At 67.3% G+C, this 18,056-nt stretch carries 16 protein-coding genes and 1 pseudogene; 8 read left to right on the top strand and 9 right to left on the bottom strand.

The features are described from left to right. Positions 1 to 6 precede the first annotated feature (6 nt). The 3 genes from P0R35_RS15280 to P0R35_RS15270 form a co-directional block, all read right to left on the bottom strand. On the bottom strand, positions 7 to 450 hold the full coding sequence (locus P0R35_RS15280) for a chymotrypsin family serine protease (RefSeq protein WP_284014796.1): 444 nt from the start codon (positions 448 to 450) through the stop codon (positions 7 to 9). Positions 451 to 456: 6 nt separating this feature from the next. Next, positions 457 to 927 carry a hypothetical protein gene (locus P0R35_RS15275; protein ID WP_284014795.1) on the bottom strand — a complete coding sequence of 157 codons (471 nt, stop codon included), beginning with the start codon at positions 925 to 927 and terminating at the stop codon, positions 457 to 459. Between the two features lie 109 nt (positions 928 to 1,036). Further along, positions 1,037 to 1,444 (bottom strand): hypothetical protein, encoded by a 408-nt coding sequence (locus tag P0R35_RS15270; RefSeq protein ID WP_284014823.1) that lies wholly within the window; start codon positions 1,442 to 1,444, stop codon positions 1,037 to 1,039. 462 nt (positions 1,445 to 1,906) lie between these two features. Here P0R35_RS15270 and P0R35_RS15265 point away from each other — a divergent pair, with 462 nt between their 5' ends. Beyond that, entirely contained in the window at positions 1,907 to 3,529 is a 1,623-nt protein-coding gene (locus tag P0R35_RS15265; RefSeq protein WP_284014822.1) for a transposase, read from the top strand. A gap of 493 nt (positions 3,530 to 4,022) precedes the next feature. Here P0R35_RS15265 and P0R35_RS15260 read toward each other — a convergent pair whose 3' ends face one another. Next, complete coding sequence (locus P0R35_RS15260) at positions 4,023 to 4,403, bottom strand: hypothetical protein (protein ID WP_284014821.1); 381 nt, start codon at positions 4,401 to 4,403, stop codon at positions 4,023 to 4,025. 278 nt (positions 4,404 to 4,681) lie between these two features. Between P0R35_RS15260 and P0R35_RS15255 the strand changes: the two genes are divergently transcribed. The 3 genes and pseudogenes from P0R35_RS15255 (at position 4,682) to P0R35_RS15245 (ending at position 7,270) form a co-directional block, all read left to right on the top strand. Next, on the top strand, positions 4,682 to 5,737 hold the full coding sequence (locus tag P0R35_RS15255; protein ID WP_284014820.1) for an ABC transporter substrate-binding protein: 1,056 nt from the start codon (positions 4,682 to 4,684) through the stop codon (positions 5,735 to 5,737). Positions 5,738 to 5,760: 23 nt separating this feature from the next. Further along, positions 5,761 to 6,510 (top strand): ABC transporter permease, encoded by a 750-nt coding sequence (locus tag P0R35_RS15250; protein ID WP_284014792.1) that lies wholly within the window; start codon positions 5,761 to 5,763, stop codon positions 6,508 to 6,510. Beyond that, a pseudogene (locus P0R35_RS15245) lies at positions 6,507 to 7,270 on the top strand (ABC transporter ATP-binding protein). The gene P0R35_RS15250 and the pseudogene P0R35_RS15245 overlap by 4 nt, the downstream one beginning before the upstream one ends. Before the next feature lie 68 nt (positions 7,271 to 7,338). Here the strand turns inward: P0R35_RS15245 and P0R35_RS15240 are convergent. Together P0R35_RS15240 and P0R35_RS15235 are read right to left on the bottom strand one after the other, a co-directional pair. Then, positions 7,339 to 8,838: a bacterio-opsin activator domain-containing protein gene (locus P0R35_RS15240; RefSeq protein ID WP_284014819.1), complete on the bottom strand. Its 1,500-nt coding sequence runs from the start codon at positions 8,836 to 8,838 to the stop codon at positions 7,339 to 7,341. 25 nt (positions 8,839 to 8,863) lie between these two features. Then, positions 8,864 to 10,414: a PAS domain-containing protein gene (locus P0R35_RS15235; protein WP_284014818.1), complete on the bottom strand. Its 1,551-nt coding sequence runs from the start codon at positions 10,412 to 10,414 to the stop codon at positions 8,864 to 8,866. Positions 10,415 to 10,634: 220 nt separating this feature from the next. Here P0R35_RS15235 and P0R35_RS15230 point away from each other — a divergent pair, with 220 nt between their 5' ends. Continuing rightward, a complete protein-coding gene (locus P0R35_RS15230; RefSeq protein ID WP_284014817.1) occupies positions 10,635 to 10,967 on the top strand; it encodes a DUF7344 domain-containing protein in 333 nt (110 codons plus the stop codon). Between the two features lie 292 nt (positions 10,968 to 11,259). Here P0R35_RS15230 and coxB read toward each other — a convergent pair whose 3' ends face one another. Beyond that, the gene (gene coxB / locus P0R35_RS15225; RefSeq protein ID WP_284014816.1) at positions 11,260 to 12,036 is read right to left on the bottom strand and encodes a cytochrome c oxidase subunit II; all 777 of its coding nucleotides are present in this window, start codon (positions 12,034 to 12,036) and stop codon (positions 11,260 to 11,262) included. Between the two features lie 170 nt (positions 12,037 to 12,206). Here coxB and P0R35_RS15220 point away from each other — a divergent pair, with 170 nt between their 5' ends. Genes P0R35_RS15220 through P0R35_RS15210 form a run of 3 tightly spaced genes read left to right on the top strand, consistent with a single transcriptional unit; the run spans position 12,207 to position 15,086 of the window. Beyond that, a complete protein-coding gene (locus P0R35_RS15220; protein WP_284014788.1) occupies positions 12,207 to 14,504 on the top strand; it encodes a DUF6789 family protein in 2,298 nt (765 codons plus the stop codon). A gap of 1 nt (position 14,505) precedes the next feature. Then, positions 14,506 to 14,847 carry a hypothetical protein gene (locus P0R35_RS15215; RefSeq protein WP_284014815.1) on the top strand — a complete coding sequence of 114 codons (342 nt, stop codon included), beginning with the start codon at positions 14,506 to 14,508 and terminating at the stop codon, positions 14,845 to 14,847. Then, complete coding sequence (locus P0R35_RS15210; protein ID WP_284014814.1) at positions 14,844 to 15,086, top strand: hypothetical protein; 243 nt, start codon at positions 14,844 to 14,846, stop codon at positions 15,084 to 15,086. The genes P0R35_RS15215 and P0R35_RS15210 overlap by 4 nt, the downstream gene beginning before the upstream one ends. 26 nt (positions 15,087 to 15,112) lie before the next feature. Here P0R35_RS15210 and P0R35_RS15205 read toward each other — a convergent pair whose 3' ends face one another. Together P0R35_RS15205 and P0R35_RS15200 are read right to left on the bottom strand one after the other, a co-directional pair. Continuing rightward, positions 15,113 to 16,483 (bottom strand): methyl-accepting chemotaxis protein, encoded by a 1,371-nt coding sequence (locus tag P0R35_RS15205; RefSeq protein ID WP_284014813.1) that lies wholly within the window; start codon positions 16,481 to 16,483, stop codon positions 15,113 to 15,115. Positions 16,484 to 16,904: 421 nt separating this feature from the next. Further along, the gene (locus P0R35_RS15200; RefSeq protein ID WP_284014784.1) at positions 16,905 to 17,717 is read right to left on the bottom strand and encodes a cytochrome c oxidase subunit 3; all 813 of its coding nucleotides are present in this window, start codon (positions 17,715 to 17,717) and stop codon (positions 16,905 to 16,907) included. Positions 17,718 to 18,056: the final 339 nt, after the last annotated feature.

Raw genomic sequence — 18,056 nt, 5'->3', positions numbered from 1 at the left:
CGTAAGCTAGAGTGTGAAGGTTAGATAATCTTCTGCATGGACCATGGCTGTGGAATATTTACTTCCGCTGTTAGGGAAGTAGCCATTGTGGATAGCTACTGCGTAGGTGTAGCCGTATGAATCCTCAGCATACCACGGGCCGCCAGAATCGCCTCCCTCAGTAGGCGCATCACCTATGATCCGAATACGCCCCTCTGAGTTTTCTCGGAGATCGGTGAGCGTTCCGGACGAGATCCCAGTGGTTCTACCACGAACGGTAAAGGAATCACCACGCTCCGTTTTATCTACCAACTCATCACGTGCGAATGTCCCAGTGATTGTGACTCCAGCATACCCACCGTCATCAGCGGCGAAGCCGAAGCCAGCAGAGACATTGGAGTTCTTGGCTCTGTTGAAACCCTCAGCAACTGATATGAATCGTGTGCTGAATACAGAGGGTGTAGTCAGCACGCATTCTTACCGGCGGTCCCGCTCTCCGGCCGTCATGTTGTAGTACGTCTGACCAGAGCCACTGGGCGGCCAGTCGGGGTCTACTGTCTCAACGGTGATACCGTGAACGTTGGAAAAATACCGGAATGGCTCCTGCCAGTTATTCTCGCCCGTACTCATCTCAATCACCAGTTCAACGCGTTCGGTATCGAACTCGTCCCACCGCTCGTACATTCTGGCCGAGGAGGCCATCACTGTATTCTGTGTATACGTGTGGATGAAAAAGTCGATATCTGGACGATGCTCAAACGCAATCTCCGCTGCCTGCCGCACCTCGTCGTTTTGGTTGTCTTTGTTCAGGCCCCCCGGACGCAGGTGCACTCCATCGTCGAGTTGTTTGATGTGTTCGACCGTACAGACGGGAGCGAACCACTCACCATCCACGTCTGACGCACGGAGGTCAGAATCAACAAGCATCATCTGCTCGTAACTACCCATTACACTGAACCGCTTCACCAGCAGTCACAAACCTTTCGCCTGCGGAGGCGTCTTCCTTGCCTCGGGGGTAATCGGACAGTTCACAATGTGTTGACTATGCGCTCTGTATTCAGCACGGCTGCTGGAACCTATCACCAATTGAGGGTTTCAACAAAGCCGAGTTCTTCTTTATCACTGCTGCATCACCATATCCCTCTGCAAGATACCTGTCCGAGTGACCGATTTCGTCGAAGAGGTCTGGTTGCTGGACGTCGACTCCGTTTTTCCTCCCAACAACATGCCCAGCAGTGACCCAGCCATACTGGTCATGTCTATCATCGTAGACAGTGTAACCGATAGTCCCCCTTGGGAATGCATCTAACTGGTCGCTATGGCACTCACAGCCACCAAGTACCGGACGGTAATGGTCATCAAAGTAGGCCTGTTCAATTTCTGGCTGCTTGCGTACAACTACAATACTTTTTGGGCTAGAAATATATGTCGGATATGTTGCTCCGGATCGATTACTGCGAAGCACTTCTAGCCACGACTATGATGCCCCCGACTGCAAGCAGAATTCCGAAGCCTGCCGCCACGAGCGCAGGAGAAGTCCAACATTCGGTAGCAACAGCTGGATCGGATCCCTGTACACACTGCTGTTGTGTCCACCACGTCCAAATTGCGATCCCGGCGCCAACGAGTGTGACGACCGTTCCAACGATTGAAGAGATACTACGAACCATTATAATTTCAACTCCATTCGTTTGCATTGTAAGCCTTGTGTCCAGTCATGGTGAGAAACTCTATGCTAGATATATCATTTTATTGAAATTGTCTTGCATCCTTGCGATTTGCTATGGAGCCAGTTTCACAGTATATCCGCGAAATCCAGTCGTTCTGCACTGATCTGCGAAGCTTATATTGAGCAGCTTCTGTTGACCGAGGTACTGGTATAGACGAGACCCGGTCACTTCTATCACGCCAACACTAGTGCGAACCAATGTCGGAGATGCTGGACCCGCTGTCGGACCGTGCCTGCCGGATGACTCACGCCTACCGGACCGGAATCGAGCTTAGAGAGACGTTACGAGATGGCGTGTGTCTCCAGGTTGCGGTAAGCAGAGTCACGCTCTATACAGAGCATCTCGAAGACGGGTATCCAGACTGGCATCCGGCACCCGATTCGTTCGGAGGGATGCTCCGGCTGTTCATCTATCGGGAAATCACGGGCGACAGTTACCGGACGCTCGAAACGTACCAAGAACTCGCTGAACCGTTCGGATTAGACCACATCCCCGACGAATCCGTCCTCTCACGCACCTGGTGGAACCGATTCGACGACGGGGTTCGTGAGTATGTGAGTGTCGCCGCTCACTTCGTCGTCAAAGAGGTCCACGACTACGGTCCCGAAGTCCCCCCAGTGCGCCCTATAGAGGAGGTTATCGACTCGAACTCCGAGTCTGCCGACGACGATGAGCAGGACGAATCTGGTGGCGCTGAGTTTTCTGACGAGCAGATTCGCCGGACGACACGCCTCGCACGGGACCACGGCTTCGACGGCTTCGATTCTGGTCGAGCGCAGAATGCCTCCTACGAGGATACGCAGTTCTTCGAGCTACAGACGTTCATGGGGATGGTTGGTTGTGGAACCGCACAGGGTGCCGCTCGGTTCCAGTTTCGTCGTGGCGAGGAGTACGGCCCGCATGGGGACACGCATCTGCGGGCAATCAAGCAATTCGAGCCGGAAGCGCTGATCGAGGGCTTCGAGCAGGCGAGCGACCGATTGCTCTCAGCTATCGCCTCGGAGGCATCGTTTCGCCGGCCGGTGACCGCTGCAATCGATATCACCACCATCCCGTACTACGGCGACATCGAGGAGATGCCGATGGTCAGTGGGATGCAGGGTGAGGGAGCGCAGGCATTCAAATTTGCGACACTCTCGATTGTCGGCGAGAACATCCCGCTGGTGCTCGCTGTGGAGCCGATTCGGGAGAGCTCAGCGTGGGATAGGAATCCGCCGAATCAGGTTCACCGTGTCGTCCGGCGACTCGTGACCCGAGCGAAAGAACACGTCCCTGTAGAGACCGTGCTGTGTGATCGGGAGTTCGATTCCAAGAATGTCTACCAGACGCTCTCGAATCTCGGCGTGAACTATCTCATCCCCACTCGAATCAACAGCACTGAGCGGGAAGCCATAGAAACAATGGAGGCCAACGGACAAGCTGTCGCGGTAGAATCGGCGTCCGTTTACGTCGAATCAGGAAGTCACTCAATGCAGTTCCTGTACGTGCCGTCGACGAATGGTGAGGGGACGACTGTCTTCGCCACGAATCTCCGACTCGGCCCCGAGGAGGCCGAGTCGTTCTGTCGCCGCTACAGCCGTCGCTGGCAGATTGAAAACGGGTACAAGAGCATCAAGAACGACTTCCTCGCGAAGACCTCCTCGAAGGATTACCGTGTACGGATGTTCTACTTCGTGTTTGCGGTGCTGCTCTACAACATTTGGCGACTCACGGACTTCCTGCTGAAAGCGGGTGTCGATGGGGAGATGGACTACGCGCCAGTGTTGACCGCGGGTGAGTGTGTTGAGATCGTCGTCTCGGCATTAATTCCGCCCGACTGAGCAACCGATTCCCCATACCCGAGTTTGCCGCTTGGGAGTGGCGACGCTCTGTAGGAGCACCAAAATCCGCGCAATATCCCATGCTCACTCGATTATCTCGTTCAGAATAGTCAGGAATCGATCACTTAGTTAGGTGATGGGCCCCGAAACGGCGAAGATTCGACCCGTAACTGGCCTATCCTCCGAAACTGTGGGCCTTCTGGTGCTGGTTCGTCGATATCGCAACATACGATGTATAGACTGGCCGGCGGAGCTCCCGTGGGTGGGCGCGCTCGGTTCGGCCGGGAGTAGCAAATGAGGCGGAGTTGGTCGGTATCGTGTGGGACGGCAGGTCATCTCACCAGTCGCGGGCCGGAGGTCGCCAGAGTACCGGGCAGGAGCGTCCCGTGTCACAACTACGGACGACATCGGCGCCGCGGAGGCCGCCGTGCAAAAACGGGTTCGGGGAACCGCAGTTTCGAGGCCGGAGACGAGCGGTCGGAGGCGTTGAGGGCTACTCCGTGCCGGTCTCGGTTCCGCGGTCGGACTCCGTGGCGTCCTTCCCGCTGCGAAGCTGTTCGACCCGGGCGTGTCGTCGGGAGGAGAACTCCGTCAGGCGGTACAGCAGGTACCCGAACAGCGCGAACGCCAGCAGTTCGATGAGGTACAGTTCGACGAGCTCGACGGTCGTGATGTTGCCGACCAGCACGCTCTGTGTCGCCAGCAGCACCGCGTACGCGACGACCAGCGTAAACGCCGGCATGGTGACCAGCAGCAGCCCCGTGGCGATGAGCCAGAACCGTTCGGTCCGCTCGGTCGGGGGCGACGAGGCCGAGTCGGTCGAGCGAGTCGAGTTCGCGCCGCCGGGGTCGTCGGTCGGTTCGTCGTGAGTCATACCGTACGTACCACTCAACGGCGGTTATCCGTTGCGGTGGATTTCCCGATCTGGCACCGAAGCGCGCCGATTTCGACCGTTCTGCGAAACAGCCGGAGCAAGTGGACCACGCTCCCCTCGGTCGGGGCCAGCGTTGCGTTCCGACACGGCTCCGAGGGAACGGACAGCGGGTTCCTCGTGTGGAGGGTAATCGATTGCCATTACGTTCACCCGATCGCTACGGGAACGCGTAACCCGTAGTGAAAGCGTTATATCGGATGCGATACAACGCCGGTGACATGAGCGACCGGGACGGAGGCGACGAGGGGACTACACGGCGGCGACTGATGCAGGCGACGGGTGTGGCGGGCCTCGCGGGGCTGGCCGGCTGCTCCGGGAGCGGCGGCGGGTCGACCGACGCGCCGGCCACCGGCGAGTCGGAGGGGGACATGTCGACCACCGAGCCGCCGGATCCGAACGTCGGCGACGGCGAACTCGTGCTCGCGACGACCACGTCGACGTACGACACGGGGCTGCTCGACGCGATCAACCCGCTGTTCCAGGAGGCGTTCGGCGTCACCGTGCGGACCATCTCGCAGGGAACCGGCGCCGCCATCGAGACGGGGCGCAACGGCGACGCCGACGTGATTCTCGTGCACGCACGCGGGCCCGAGGACGAGTTCCTCCGCGACGGCGCGGGCATCAACCGTCGCGACGTGATGTTCAACGACTTCGTCATCGTCGGGCCGGAGGACGACCCCGCGGGGATCGACGGGATGTCGAGCGCGACGGAGGCGTTCGCCACTATCGCCGAGCAGGAGGCGACGTTCCTCTCGCGCGGCGACGACTCCGGGACGAACACCAAGGAGCTGAACATCTGGGAGGCGGCCAGGGTGGAACCCGCGGGCTCGTGGTACCGCGAGACCGGTCAGGGGATGGGCGACACCCTCAATCAGGCGAGCCAGACCGGCGGGTACACCCTCTCCGACCGTGGGACGTACCTCTCCCAGCAGAACAACATCGACCTGGTGATCCACGTGCAGGGGCCGCTCCGTGACGGCCCGGCGATCCTGCAGAACCCCTACGGCGTCATCCCGGTGAACCCGGCCGTCCACGACAACGTGAACTACATGGCCGCGATGGCGTACGTGAGCTTCCTCACGAGCCCGATGGGGCAGGCGGCCATCGAGGAGTACACCGCCAACGGGTCGCAGCTGTTCTTCCCGAACGCGCTCTCCGAGGAGCCGGACTTCCAGCAGTACGTCCCGCAGGACTACGACGGGGCTTCGTCGGCGTCGGTGTCGCCCGAGCGCTTCCAGTCGTGGGTCGACGAGTTCGTTCCGGAGGGCTTCTAACACTTCCCGCCGGGAGGGTGAACGTGTTCGGCGGCATCATCGCGGAGTTCGGCACCCGTTACCTGATCAGCATCGTCGTCGTCACCCTCCAGGTGAGCCTTGCGGCGGTGTCGATCAGTACGCTCGTGAGCGTCGTGCTCGCCGGCGTGCTCGGCTTCGGCGACTTCCGCGGGAAGGGCGTGCTCGTCTCGGTGATCAACACCGGGATGGGGTTCCCGAGCGTCGTCGTCGGGCTGGTCGTCCTGTTGCTGCTCTCGAACGCGGGCCCGGTCGGCGGCGGCTTCGATCTGGGCCTGCCGGGCGTGGGCGTCCTCTACTCCTTTGGCGGCGTGGAGCTGCTGTACACGCCGACGGCGATGGTCGTCTCGCAGGTGGTGCTCGCGACGCCGGTGATCACGAGCGTGACGCTGTCGGCCATCGAGAGCGTCGACCCGTCGATCCGGGACGCGGCGTTCGCGGCCGGCGGCACCGCCCGCGACGTCCAGATCGCGGTCGTCCGGGAGGCGCGGTACGGACTCGTCACGGCCGTGCTCGCCGGGTTCGGGCGGGCGGTCAGCGAGGTCGGCTCCGTGCTCATCGTCGGCGGCAACATCGCCATCGCGACCGGCGGCGGCGCGCGCGTGTCGTTCACGCGGACGCTGACGACGGCGATTACGCTGGAGGCACGGCAGGGCAACTACGGGACGGGCATCGCGCTCGGCGTCGTGCTGTTGACGATCGCCTTGGCGGTCAACGGCCTCGGAAACGTCGTTCGCGATCGGGGGCGGGCATGATCGAAGCCGACGCGGTCGGCTTCGGCTACGACGACGACCGAGTGCTCCGCAACGTGTCGCTGCGGGCGACGCCGGGGGAGACGTTCGCGCTCATCGGCCCCTCGGGCACCGGGAAGACCACCCTGTTGCGCCTGCTCGCGCTGTTCGAGCCCCCGACGCGGGCACCGTGCGAGCCGCGGGCACCGACGCGTGGTCGCTGTCGAACGGCCGACGGGTGGCGACGCGGCGCCGGATCGGGATGGTGTTCCAGAACCGGTCGCTGTTCTCGACGTCGGTCGCCCACAACGCCGGCTACGGGTTAGCCGTCCGGCGCTCGTGGCCAGACCGCGCCCGCCGGTGGCTTCGTGGGCTGGTCGGGCGACCGCCGCTCGAGGAGTCGGTCGCGGACGCGCTGGAGACGGTCGGGCTACGGGAGGCGGCACACCGGCCCGCCCGGTCGCTGTCGGCCGGCGAAGCCCAGCGGGTCGCGTTCGCGCGGGCGCTGGCCACCGAGCCGGACGTGCTCCTGCTCGACGAGCCGGCGTCCAACCTCGACCCGCGCAACACGGCGCTCATCGAGGAGGCCGTCGCGGCGGCGCGCGAGCGCGACATCGCGGTCGTCGTCGCCACCCACGACATGCAGCAGGCGCGACGGATCGCCGACCGCGTCGGCGTCATGCTCGACGGGACCCTCATCGAACAGGGGCCGACCGAGACCGTGTTCGGCGACCCCGACGACGAGCGGGCCCGCAAGTTCATCGACGGGGAGTTGGTGTACTGACCGCGACCGGCCGGCGACCGGGAGTCGCGACCCGACGCCGACCCGGCGGTCGCGGCGCCGCCGCGCGGTCACTCGGGGCCGACCGTCGGCGACGACAGCACGGCTTGGAGGACCTTTCGCTGAGCGGTCCGGAGGTGTTGGTGGAACGTCGGCGGCGACACGCCCATCGAGTCTGCGACGGCGCCGCCGTCGGCGTCGCGGGGCCACTCGAAGTAGCCCGCGTAGAACGCCGCCTCCAGCGTCGCCCGCTGGCGGTCGGTGAGGTCGGTGACGATCCGGCGCCGGATCCGGACGACGTCCTCGAACGAGCGGGTGAACTGACGTCTGCTCCGGATCTCCGTTTGGGGGTAGTTGTGCCGGAGCGACTCCAGTACGGAGTGGACGTCGACGGACGGCGAGAGGTACAACGTCATCCGGAGGTCGCCGTCCTCGATGACGACGTCCTCGAAGTAGCCGCCCTGCGAGGCGATCGCCGAGAACACCGGGAGGTCGACACCGTGGAGTTCGTACCGCGCCGGCGACCCCTCGGACCTGACGGTGACCGACTCCCACTCGGGGTTCACCCGCTCGAGATCGCGGAGGAACGGGACCGCCTCCTCGGTCGCGCGGCCGTACACGATGAAGTCGCCGTCGTCCACCGGCACCATGTGGTCGAACGAGAACCACCCCTCGGGGTCGACGGACGTGTCGAGCGCGACGAACAGGTCGTCGATGCGGAGAGTCAACTCGACGAGGTCGTCGCTCAACAGCGCGCGCTTGCGCTCGGAGGCGGCGATCACGTGGCCGACGATCTCGCCGAGGCGGGCGATGACGGCCCGTTCGCGCGACCGGAACGCGCCCTCTCGGCCGGCGTACACGTTCAACACCCCGTACGTCGTGCCCTCGTGGGCGATGGGGATCGCCGCGGACGACCGGAAGTCGTACGCGTTCACCCGGTCGCGGACCGGCGAGAACCGCGGGTCCGACCGGGCGTCGTTCGTCACTTGGACGGTGCCGGTGCGGAGCGCGTCGGCGGTCGGCCCGCCGTCGAACGGGTGGTCGGGGTCGACCGACAGCGTCAGGCCGTCGAGGTACCCCTCGACGCCGGCCTCGGTGCGGACGTGAACCTCCTGTGACGGCTCGTCGACCGCGCCGATCCACGCGAACTTGTACGCCTCGGAGTCGGCGAGCAGTTCGCACACCGTCTCCTCGATCTCCTCGCGCGTCGACTGGGCGACGATCGCGTCGGTCACCTCGCTCACGACGTCGTGGAGGCTGTTGAGCGTCGCCTGGAGCTCGTGTCTCGCTGTCGTCTCGCGACGACGCCGGCGGCGCTCGACCGCCAACGTGAGCACCGTCGCGACGGCCTCGACGAACGCGTCGGCGTCCGGGTCCGCGTCGTCCGTCGCCGCGACGAGCACGCCCCACGGGTCGTCCTCGCGGCCGATCGTCGCGCGGAGGCCGTCCGCCGGGAGCTCGTCGGGGGCGGACCAGCCGACTGCCGCACGGAGCGTCCTCGGGGAGCCGTCGTCCGCCTCGGCGAGGACGCCACAGCGGTCGGCGTCCGCCGAGTCGGCCACGCGCGTCACCGTCGCCGCGAGCAGGTCGTCGAGGTCATCGTCGGCCAGCGCGCGTCGGCCGAGTTCGACGACGGCCTCCTGCTGACACAGCTTGTCGCCGGAGCGTGCGCTCGGTTCGCGTCCGCTCGGTCACGTCGTAGGCGATGCCGAACGCCGACACCACCCGTCCCTCGTCGTCGCGCACGGGGCGGTGGTGGCACTCGTAGGTCCGACCGCCGAACACCTGCTCCGAGGTCGCCGGCTCGCCGGCCAGCGCCGACTCGTAGCCGGGTATCACCCCGTCGGCGACGGCCTCGGGGAGGACGTCCCGCAATCGGCGACCCTCCAACTCGTCGGCCGAGGCGACGGCGTCGCTCGTCGTCCCGCCGACCGTCCGGTACCGCAGGTCCGGCGACACGAGCGTCACGGTGCCGTTCGGGATGGCGTCGACGAGCGTGCGGAGCCGGGCCCCCGACTCCGCGAGCGACCGCTCGCGGTCGCGCTGCTCGGTCACGTCGCGGACGACGACCGCCCGCTCCCCGTCGCCGGTCGTCGAGCTGTCGACCGGGGCGGCCCGCAGTTCCCAGATCCTCTGCGCGTCGTCGGGTCCGGTCACCGTCGTCTCGACGGGCGTGCTCGGGTCGGCGTCGCCGTCGGACCCGGTCACCGACTGCACCACCTCGAGGAGACGGTCGTCGTCGACCACAGCCGGGAGCGCCGTGCCGACCAGCGCGGCCGGCGTCTCGTCGACCAACGAGGCGAACGTCTCGTCGGCCCACGTGACCCGCCCGTCGGCGTCGACCGCGAACGCACCGTCGGCCGTCGCCGTCACCGCCGCCTCGTGGCGTGCGAGCGCCCGGGCCCGGCGGACCCGGTCGGTCACGTCGCGGAGATACACCGACACCCCCGTTGCGGACGGGAACGCCGAGATCTCGATCCGGATCTCCGCGGCCGGAACCGGCCGCTCGACGCGAACCGATTCGCCGGATTCCATCACCTGCCGAACGACGTCGTCGGCGTCCTCGTCGTCGCCCGCGGGCAGCGCCTCGCTCACCGGCCAGCCGACGGCGTCCGCTCGCGCTACCCCGAGGAGCGTCGCGGCGTCCGGCGAGTGCCAAGTGATCCGGGAGGCGGCGTCGACCGCGACGAACTCGGCGCCGAGCCGAGCGGCGGTCGTCGACAGTTCCGCGCGTAACGACTCGCAGCGACGCTCGAGGCGTCGGATACGCGACTCGGCGCCGGACGCGTCCACGATGGCGGCGATCGCGCTGCCCGCTCTCGCCGCGGCCCCCAGCGCCGCCGTCAACTCGGTGCTCGACGCCGCCGCGGCCGGGGCGGGTCCCCGTGCCGAGCCGTCGACGGGCCCGCGCGTGTCGCTCCCGACCGTCCCCGTCGGCGGGCCGGGGCGCCACCAGATCCGGGCGTTCGCGCCGACCTTCTTGGTCCGGATCAGCCCCCGGTCCGCCAGCGTCCGGAGCCGCTCGTACGTCCCGCGGCGGCCGACGGAGAGTCCCGCCGCGACCTCCGGTGTCGCGAGCGGGGTCCCGGAGCCGTCGAACGCCGCGAGCGTCTCGGCCAGCGGCGTCGAAAGCGAACTGGTGTCCATAGCACGCTCTCTACGGGCGACACGATGTACCTTCCGTCGACGGAACCGAGCCCGTACATGCTTTACACCCGTTCTGCCGGTACGATGCAGGTATCCGGACGCGCCGTCGGCTTGACACGAGCGACGCCTCCGAACGGAACCTAACTGGTGTGGGTACACGCTTAGGGGGACAGCCTCGCTTGATTCTGGTATCGTGGGCCGTTCCCGCCCCGACTCCACCATGTCACCAACCTCGACCGACGTGCTCGGTCAGTCCGCCGACGAGACCGAGCTGACGACGAGCGAGTATCACGCCCTGCTGTCCTCCGAGCGGCGAAAGTTCGCGCTATCCGTGCTCGTCGACTGCGACGGGTGCGTCTCCCTCGACGACGTCGCGAGCGAAGTCGCCGCGATGGAGCGGCGCGACGGCTGTGCCACCGACGGCGGCGACGAGCGGACAGTCGCGATCACGCTCCACCACATCCACCTCCCGAAACTCGACGCAGCCGGGCTCATCACGTACGACCACGACGCCAACGAGGTCGTCGAGACGCCGACCGACGAAGCCATCTAACCCGGAGGCACCCGCCGAGTCACCGTTCCCGACGAGTGCGACAGGTGCGGATTCAGCCATTTAGATATGTGAATATCCACATATCTGAATTTTTCACGGCAGCTCGGTCGTGAGTCGCGTCGCCGGCACCGGTACGGTCGAGGCGACGTCGGGACGAGCGAGCGGCCGCGCTCGCCGAAGGGTGCGGCGTAGCGTGCCGGGCACGACGTGTGGGCTTCGCCTTCGGACGCCGCGTACGGCGAGGACTGGATGGCGGGCGAGCCGCCCGACGACCCGCGTCGGGGCGAGGCGGTCAGTTCGCGGCCGTCGCCGTCGCGGTCGGCGTCGTCGCGTTCGGCGGGAGGTCGCCCGTCTCGAGCCACTCGTCGTACGCCGTCGGCGCGACCACGGCGACGCTGCCGCGCATGCGGGCGTGACCGACGCCGCACAGCTCGGCACAGTAGACACGGAACTGCCCCACTTCCGTGGCGCGCGTGCGGATCGTCGTCTCCTGTCCCGGCACGGCGTCCTGTTTGATGCCGAGATCCGGCGCGTAGAACGAGTGGATCACGTCGCGGGTGTGCAGCGTGAGGACGACGTCTCTGCCCCGGGGGACCACCACCTCGCCCTGGGTCGTCACGTTCGCGTCGGGGTAGCGGAACTCCCACCCCCACTGGTAGGCGACGACGTCGATCTCGACGGGGTCGCCCTGCGTCTCGACCGTGGGCCCGCTGGCGGCGGCGGGCGTGATGTAGGGGTTCGCGAGGACGAAGTACGCCGAGATGCCGACGAACAGGAGGATGATCCCGGTGACGGCCGTCCACGTGATCTCCAGCGGCGAGTCCTTCGTCGTCGGCTTCGGGTCGTCGTTGTCGCGGAAGCGGTACACCGCGTACAGGAGGGTGATCTCGACGAACAGCACGAGCGGGAGCGCCACGTACAGCAGTTGCTCGTTCAGGTTGTCGATCGCCGCCCGGTTGACCGACTGGGCGGCCGCGGGCGCGGCCGCGAGCGTCGCGACGAGCGCCACCCCCACTCCGGCGAGGCCGACGGCGGCGAGTAGTCGGGGGAGTCCACGGGGTCCGCGCATTCGTGTTTCGAGTCCGACAACCCCGCGCCGGCTGTTAAGTGTTCGCACGAATACAGCCCGGCTGGAGCCCGTCCCCGCGCCGCCCCCCGAATTTTATGTGAGTCCGTGTGAGAGAACGTGACAATGAACGACACCGAAGCCCCACGCGACGGCGAGGTTCCGCGGGGAGCATGAACCGACCCCTCATCGAGGTCGCGGCGCTGGCGACGCTGTTGTGCGGCTGTGTGGGGCTGTGGTGGCGGGCGAGTCGCGACCGCCTGACGAGCGACGGAGGGTACGTCGAGCGCGACGCGCTGGTCGACGAGTTCGTCCGGCTGCGCGGCGAGGCGCTGCGGTGGCTCACGACGACGAACCACCGCGAGATCGGCCTGCTGTACATCGCGTTCGGCACCGTCGCGGGGCTGTGGGGCGGCGTCGACGCGATGATGCTGCGGACGGAGCTGCTCACGCCGGCGGCGGACATCTGGACGCCGGAGACGTACAACGCCCTGTTCACCACCCACGGGCTGACGATGCTCATCTTCTTCGTCGCGCCGGTGTTCTTCGGCATCGGCAACTACGTCCTCCCGCTGATGATCGACGCCGAGGACATGGCGTTCCCGCGGGTGAACGCAATCGGCTTCTGGCTGTTGCCGCCCGCGCTGTTGCTCGCGCGGGCCGGCCTGTTCTTCCAGGTGGCCGGGCAGGGGCTCACGCTGGTCGTCGACCCCGAGTCGATCCCGTTCATCCTCTCGATGCGCGAGGTGGCCGTGGGGTGGACGCTGTACGCGCCGCTGTCGGTCCAGTCGCCCAACCCGCAGGTGGACCTGCTGCTCGTCGGCCTCCACCTGAGCGGGGTCGCGACGACCGTCGGCGCGATCAACTTCATCGCGACCGTGTTCTACGAGCGCGGCGAGGGGGTGACGTGGGGGAACCTCGACATCTTCTCGTGGAACATGCTCGTCACCAGCGGCATCGCGCTGTTCGCGTTCCCGCTGTTGGGGTCGGCGCTCGTGATGCTCCTCATGGACCGCAACTTCGCGACGACGTTCTTCGCCGTCGAGGGCGGCGGCCCCATCCTCTGGCAGCACCTGTTCTGGTTCTGGGGGCACCCGGAGGTGTACATCCTGTTCCTCCCGGCGACGGGGCTGATGAGCCTCATCCTCCCGAAGTTCGTCGGGCGCTCGTTGTTCGGCTTCCGCGCCGTGGTGTACTCGACGCTCGGGCTGTCGGTGCTCTCCTTCGGCGTGTGGGCCCACCACATGTTCGCGACCGGGATCGACCCGCGGCTGAAGGCGTCGTTCATGGCGGTGTCCATCGCCATCGCGGTGCCGTCGGCGATCAAGGTGTTCAACTGGCTCACGACGATGTGGGACGGCGACATCCGGTTGACCGCGCCGATGATCCTCTGTGTCGGCGGCATCGGGACGTTCATCATCGGCGGCGTCACCGGCGTGTTCCTCGCGGTGATCCCCGTCGACATCCTCTACCACGGCACCTACTACGTCGTCGGCCACTTCCACCTCATCGTCGTCGGGATCATCCCGTTCCTCATGATCGCCGCGAGCTACTACTGGTACCCGCTCATCACCGGGCGGTGGTACGACCGCCGGCTCGCGCGGTTCCAGTCGGTGTTGCTCGTGTTCGGCTCGACGGTGACGTTCATGACGCTGTTGGTCATCGGGGGGCTCGGCCTCCCGCGGCGCCAGGCGATCTACCCCGCCGAGTACCAGTTCGCCCAACAGATCGCCACCGTCGGCGCGTACGTCGTCGGGCTGGCGGCGCTGTTGTGGCTGTACAACATGCTCGTGTCGTACTGGCAGGGCGATCGCGTGGAGACGACCGACCCGTGGGACCTCAAGCGGACGGGCCAGTTCAGCAACGAGTGGGCGTGGTTCGAGGACCGCCTCGTCGAGCGGTACGACATGGAACCGCACGAGCCCGACCCCGACGACGTCCGGCCGTCGTTCGACGCGGCGGTGCCGGGGAGTTCGCTCGGGGCCGGCGCGGTCGGCTCGACGTGGCGGACGGTCGCCGAGAACGCCTCGATCGCCGCGGTCGCGGGCGTCGTCGGCACGCTGCTGATGGCGGGCGGGCTCGGCACGGCCGCGCTCGTCGGGGTGTTCGATCTGGCGGCGCTCGTCGAGCTCGCGGAGCTGGTGGGACTGCCCGGGACGCCGCTCGTCGGGGCGCTGTTGTTCCTCGTCGGCGGCGCGGTGACGTGGCCGCTGTTGTTCCTCGCGTTCGCCGAGTACCTCCCCGGCCGCCTGCTGTTCGAGACGGGGCTGGTGTTCGCGACGATCATCTCCTCGGGGTTCCTGATCGCCTTCTACACCGGGCAGTCCGGGCTGGCGTTCCTCGGGTACGTCGGGTTCGTCCTCGTCGCCCACTGGGCGTACGGGGTCGGCCTCGCGGTGACGTTCCGCTTCCTCCAGGCGAAGCGACGCGAGCGCCGCGAGGGGGCCGACGGCGCGGAGGCGGGCGCCTGAGATGAGCGACGACGAGTCCACCTCGACGCTGTTCACCTACGTCGCGCCGTTCGTCGGCGTGCTCCTCATCGCCGTCGGCATCGCCGGCGCGGTGCCCGGCGGCTACGCGCTCATCCAGGACGAACTGCGCGACTGCGGCGAGCCGACGATCGTCGTCGAGTCCCCCGAGCGGACCGCCGACATCGTCGGCGGGGAGGACGCCCCCGACTTCCGGCGCCTCGCGTTCGCGGAGCTGAGCGACGCGGAGGCCGCCGCGTTCGAGGACGCACTGACCGCGCCGCGCGGGGAGGCGCACGTGGAGGGGCGTTCCCCAACCGCGCCGCGTTCGAGCGCGGCGCCGTGATCGACTACGAGGGCGAGGAGTACTACGCCACCATCGTCGCGGAGAACACCTGCTTCACGGCGCCGGCGCTCGGGTTCCCGCTCGGCGTGTTCGCGATCGGGCTCGGGACCGTCTGCGTGTTGATGCCGCCGCTGTACCGGAAGCTCGTCGAGTTGGAGCGCGAGAGCACGGTCGGGCCGGCCGAGACGGGCACCCGTCGCGGGGAGTCGCGCCCGACCGACACCGAGGAGGGGCGGTGAGGAGTCCCCGCGGGCCGCCCGCGGGCTCACCCGTCGGAACTGACGGCCGACAGCTCCCGCTCCAGCGACCCGATCGACTCGTCGATCCCCTCGACGAGTCGGCTCTGTTCGCGGTTCGCGTCGACGATCGTGTCGATCTCGGTCGCCAGTTCCTGTGCCCGGGTCGCCACCTCCTCGACGGTCGTCGCGACCTGCTCGGTGCCCGTGGCCTGGTCGTCGGTCACGCGTGCGACGTCGGCGATCCCCTCGGCCGTCCGGCTCACTGCCTCGACGATGTCCGACAGCGCCTCGGTGACGGCCTCGGCGCGCTCGATCCCGGCGGACAGTTCCTCGTTCGTTTCGCGGATCCCGTCGACGGTCCGGGCGGTCGTCTCCTGGACGTCGTCGACCGTCGCCTCGATCTCGCCGGCTTGCTCGCGCGACTCGTTGGCGAGGTCTTTGATCTCCTCGGCGACGACCGCGAACCCCTCGCCGGCCGCCCCCGCCCGCGCCGCCTCGATGGACGCGTTGAGCGCGAGCATGTTCGTCTGCTCGGCCACCCCGTCGATCACCTCAACGATCCCGTTGATCTCCGCGATGCGCTCGCGCAGCGCCGTGACGTCGCTCGCCATCTCGTCGCCGGCCGCGTCGACGGACTCCATCGCGTCGATCGCCTCCCGCGCCGCGGACCGCCCGTCGAGGGCGAGTTCCTCCGCGCGTGCGCTGGTCGTCTCGACCTCGCGTGCGGTCGCGGCGATCTCCTCGATGCTCGCGCTCAGGTCGGCGACGTCGCCGACGACCGCCTCCATGCTCCCGTGCTGGTCGTTCGCGATCGCGGCGCTGCGGGCCGAGCTGTCGGCGACGCTCTCGGCGGACCCCCGGAGTCGTTGCAGGGCCGCGCGGACCTCCTCGGAGACCGTCCGCTGGGCCGCGGTCATCCGCTCCCGCTGGCGGACGAGGTCGGTGACGACCGGCGTCATCTCGACCGAGCCGATCACCTCCCCGTCGAGCGTCTCCATCGGCACGGCGATGGCGCGGACCCACATGTCGCCGTCCGGTGTCGGCACCTTTCGATACTCCTCCTCGCGGACCGCCTCGCCGGTACGCGCGACGGTCTCCGCGAGGATCTCCGATTTCCCCTCCGTGCCGAAGAACTCGTACCCCGTCGTGCCGATCGCTTCCGCCTGCGACCGGCCGTACTGCTCCTCGGCGGCGCCGTTGAAGTGGCGCAACACCCGCTCGTCGTCGACCGCGAGGATCGGTTCGGGGAACTCCTCGACGAGTTGGGTGAACAGATTGCGCCACTCGTCGCGCTCGCGACGGAGTCGATCGCGGTCCTTCTGCTCGTCCGGTTCGGTGCCCTCGATCGTCCGTTGGTACGTCCGGTCGTCGGCGTGTTCGGGGTGGTCCGGGGTCATTCGTGGTCACATCCGGTGGTCGCTGTGGCGGGGCCGTCCCCACCCCCGTCCGGTCGTCCGCCACGGGGGGCTGTCGTCCCGCGTGGCGTGCTACCGTGTCGCTTGGGGGTTCGAACTCACCGCGATAAGCCTTCTGCCGTAGGTCCCAGTTTCGCGATTCGGCGCGGGGTCGGTCGGGAGTCGGCGACCGTCCGGGACGCCGACGCGGTCGAGACACTGGCCGCGCCGGAACAGCCGAGCACGTGGTTCGTCCGCCCGCAGTTGAGCCGGTCCGGCCTCGGCGGGAGCGGCGGCGGAGTCGTAGTGAGGCGATCGCCCGATTACCCCACGTTACAATGTGGGGTACTGTGACCGGCGATGTGCCCGAGTTAGGTTCCGCGATTCCACGTGTGTCGCTCGGCGGTCGGGAAGCCGGACCGTATCAGCCGACGACGGCGCCGACGTACAACACGGCGACGAGGAACACCCAGACGGCGTCGACGAAGTGCCAGTACAGCGAGACCGTCCGGACCGAGGTGTCGCCGCCGGCGGCGTACCCGCCACGGAGCGCTCGGACGAAGAGGATCGCGAGCATGACCACCCCGAGGGTGACGTGGAGGCCGTGGAGCCCGGTCAGCCCGTAGAAGGCGCTGGCGTACACGCCGTCCGAGAGGGTGAACGACTCGGCTGTAATGAACTCGTAGTACTCGTACGCTTGGCCGACGAGGAACACCGCGCCGAGCAGGACCGTCCCGCCGAGCAGGCCGAGGAACCGCTGTCGTTCGCCAGCCTCGAGCGCGTCGTGGGCGAAGTGGACCGTGACGCTGCTCGCGAGGAGGATCGCCGTGTTCGCGAGCACGAGCGACCCGAGCAGCGGCGGGAGCTCCGAGGGCGGCCACGTCCCCGAGCGGACGAACGCGTAGTAGACGAACCCGGCCGCGAACGTCGCCAGGTCCGAAAGCAGGAACAGCCACATCCCGCCGACGTACAGCCGCGACCGTTTCTCCCCGTGAGTCGTGTGGGCACCGCCGCCGAGGAACGCCTCCCGTGTCCAGCCGGCGAGGCCGCCCACGAGCACCGCCAGCCCCAGCGCCGCCACGACCAACGGCGGCGTCGACGGGAGCGCGTCACCCCCGGCCATCGCGACGCCGGCGCCGACGTACAGCGCCGCCGCGCCGCCCGCGGCGACGATCGGCCACCGGCTCGTGTGGGCGCCCGCGTCGTGCTCGGCGCCCGCCGCGTCGGTCGCGTCCATGGGTTCGTGTCAACGGGCGTGCTGAAATAACCACCGCGCTCCCGTGCGGACGGGGAACGCCGCTGCCGGGGCCAGGCGGTCCTCGGTGTCGTGGACGGCGGCCCCACTGGACGGTCGCCCGGCGGGGACCACCCCCGGTGGTGTCCGCAATCGACGGCGGCGCGTCCCGTGCTCGTCCAGCGGTCGATGCATCGGTCCGTTTCCCGGACTGCCACTCGTTGGTGTTCGATCGCTGTCCCGCCGCCGCTGTCGGGGACGGGAACGTCGACCCCGGCGTCGACCGCCCGTCACACCCCCGGGGTCGTCCGCAATTCGTGTTCTCGGACGGACGAGTCACGG

Source organism: Halobaculum litoreum, from assembly GCF_030127125.1.
GTDB classification, from domain to species: domain Archaea; phylum Halobacteriota; class Halobacteria; order Halobacteriales; family Haloferacaceae; genus Halobaculum; species Halobaculum litoreum.
This window is presented reverse-complemented; position numbering and strand designations above follow the sequence as displayed.

Excerpts from the sequence above, each read along its gene's own strand:
- P0R35_RS15230 (WP_284014817.1), top strand. The coding sequence starts at position 10,635 with ATGTCACCAACCTCGACCGACGTGCTCGGTCAGTCCGCCGACGAGACC.
- P0R35_RS15235 (WP_284014818.1), bottom strand. The coding sequence starts at position 10,414 with ATGGACACCAGTTCGCTTTCGACGCCGCTGGCCGAGACGCTCGCGGCG.
- coxB (WP_284014816.1), bottom strand. The coding sequence starts at position 12,036 with ATGCGCGGACCCCGTGGACTCCCCCGACTACTCGCCGCCGTCGGCCTC.
- P0R35_RS15205 (WP_284014813.1), bottom strand. The coding sequence starts at position 16,483 with ATGACCCCGGACCACCCCGAACACGCCGACGACCGGACGTACCAACGG.
- P0R35_RS15275 (WP_284014795.1), bottom strand. The coding sequence starts at position 927 with ATGGGTAGTTACGAGCAGATGATGCTTGTTGATTCTGACCTCCGTGCG.
- P0R35_RS15260 (WP_284014821.1), bottom strand. The coding sequence starts at position 4,403 with ATGACTCACGACGAACCGACCGACGACCCCGGCGGCGCGAACTCGACT.
- P0R35_RS15200 (WP_284014784.1), bottom strand. The coding sequence starts at position 17,717 with ATGGACGCGACCGACGCGGCGGGCGCCGAGCACGACGCGGGCGCCCAC.
- P0R35_RS15215 (WP_284014815.1), top strand. The coding sequence starts at position 14,506 with ATGAGCGACGACGAGTCCACCTCGACGCTGTTCACCTACGTCGCGCCG.
- P0R35_RS15255 (WP_284014820.1), top strand. The coding sequence starts at position 4,682 with ATGAGCGACCGGGACGGAGGCGACGAGGGGACTACACGGCGGCGACTG.
- P0R35_RS15265 (WP_284014822.1), top strand. The coding sequence starts at position 1,907 with ATGTCGGAGATGCTGGACCCGCTGTCGGACCGTGCCTGCCGGATGACT.
- P0R35_RS15220 (WP_284014788.1), top strand. The coding sequence starts at position 12,207 with ATGAACCGACCCCTCATCGAGGTCGCGGCGCTGGCGACGCTGTTGTGC.